This is a genomic window from Brevundimonas sp. CURTG3B2_SDJG (assembly GCF_057364705.1).
In genome coordinates, this window is record NZ_JBNFOJ010000603.1 from 1 (window position 1) to 512 (window position 512).

Below are 512 nucleotides of genomic sequence, written 5' to 3' on the forward strand. Positions count from 1 at the left end.
TGAAGCACTGCAATAGCATACAGGTAAGGCTGGGATGATGCGGTAAGCCAACTTACAGTCCGGGAGACATCGACCTACTAGCGGTTGTTTATCGGGATTTCCTCTGGCTTGTACCGTTCACTGAAGAGGTTAGAGTCAAGACCTCTATGTGTATAAACTTAACGTCTGACAAGAAGTACGGACAATTTAAACAGGAGTAACACTAATGGCTATTACTAAACGTATTCGTGCGAGTTTTGACCTGAAGATGGTTGTTAGCTCAAAGGAAGAAGAGACCGTGTGTCGCCAACTGGCTGAGATGACTAAAGCCTACGCTGAGGGTGAGAAGCTGGATGGGCTTCAGCTAGCTCTGGTCAAAGCAGCAATAGAGTCAGGCCCTGAGTCTGCCATTGTTGTCGCCAAGAAGACCATCAAGGAGGTGCTGGTAGCTGCCTTTGATGATTACACGTTCGGATCATCCAACCTGCGATTCGAGGTCAAGCAATGAGTGAATACTTACGGGTCCTTGCGGC

At 48.0% G+C, this 512-nt stretch carries 1 protein-coding gene; it reads left to right on the forward strand.

The features are described 5' to 3' along the window. Positions 1-205: 205 nt before the first annotated feature. The gene (locus AC2W7C_RS18900; RefSeq protein WP_486002711.1) at positions 206-487 is read left to right on the forward strand and encodes a hypothetical protein; all 282 of its coding nucleotides are present in this window, start codon (positions 206-208) and stop codon (positions 485-487) included. Positions 488-512 lie beyond the last annotated feature (25 nt).